The 1,114-nt window shown below is 75.0% G+C and carries 1 protein-coding gene and 1 pseudogene; both read left to right on the top strand.

Annotation, left to right across the window (positions count from 1 at the left end):
* Nucleotides 1–268 (top strand): annotated as a pseudogene (locus AB0J68_RS32460) (precorrin-2 C(20)-methyltransferase); the annotation flags it as partial.
* On the top strand, nucleotides 265–1,098 hold the full coding sequence (gene cobM / locus AB0J68_RS32455; protein ID WP_363942750.1) for a precorrin-4 C(11)-methyltransferase: 834 nt from the start codon (nucleotides 265–267) through the stop codon (nucleotides 1,096–1,098). The pseudogene AB0J68_RS32460 and the gene cobM, both read left to right, overlap by 4 nt.
* Nucleotides 1,099–1,114 lie beyond the last annotated feature (16 nt).

Raw genomic sequence — 1,114 nt, 5'->3', positions numbered from 1 at the left:
GGTACGGCAGGTCGTGCGCGGTGTCGTCGACCCCGCCGACGCCCTCGCCGGGCCGGGCACCGTTGTCGCCTACAAGGGCTGGCGGCGGCACCCGGAGCTGCTCGCCGAGCTGCGCCGGCAGGGCCGCCTCGCCGACGCGGTGCTCGGGCGCAGCCTCGGCCTGCCCGGGGAGAGCGTCGGCGGGGTCGACGACACCGCGCACGACCTGCCGTACCTGTCGACGTTGCTGGTGCCCGCCCGCCGCGACCACCGAGGAGGAAAGCTGTGACCAGCAACGGCAAGGTGTGGTTCGTCGGGGCCGGCCCGGGTGCGGCGGACCTGCTGACCCTGCGGGCCGCCCGGGTGATCGCCGCGGCGGACATCGTGATCTGGGCGGCCAGCCTGGTGCACGCCGACGTCCTCGACCACGCCCGCCTCGACGCGGAGATCGTCGACTCGTCGCAGCTGCCCATCGAGGGCGTGCTCCCGCTCTACCAGCGCGCCGCCGAGCAGGGGCTGACCGTGGCCCGCATCCACTCCGGCGACCCGGCGCTCTGGGGCGCCGTGCAGGAGCAACTGGACCTGTGCCGAACGCTCGACCTGGCCGTCGAGATCGTGCCCGGAGTGTCGTCGTTCACCGCCGTCGCGGCGCTCGTCGGGCGGGAGCTGACCGTGCCCGAGGTCGCCCAGTCGGTGATCCTCACCCGCCTCGAAGGCGGCAAGACCCCGATGCCGCCCGGCGAGCGGGTCCGCGACTTCGCCCGGCACGGCACCACCATGGCGCTGTTCCTCTCCGCCGCCCGCTCCGGTCAGGTGCAGGCCGAGCTGCTGGCCGGCGGCTACCCGGCGGACACCCCGGCCGTGGTGGCGTACCAGGCGACCTGGCCCGACGAGTTGGTCGTGCGCTGCACGGTCGGCACCCTGGAGGCCACGGTCAAGCAGCACAGGCTGTGGAAACACACCCTCTTCCTGGTCGGGCCGGCGCTGGCCGCCGAGGGCACCCGCTCGCACCTGTACCACCCCGGGCACTTCCACACCTTCCGTCGCGCCGAGCCGGCCGCCCGTGCCGAGCTGCGCCGCCAGACCGGCGGTCGCGCCGGGGGAACAGGCACCCCGTGACGTACGCCGAGCCGCC

This window comes from Micromonospora sp. NPDC049580 (genome assembly GCF_040675595.1).
GTDB lineage: Bacteria > Actinomycetota > Actinomycetes > Mycobacteriales > Micromonosporaceae > Micromonospora.
This window is presented reverse-complemented; position numbering and strand designations above follow the sequence as displayed.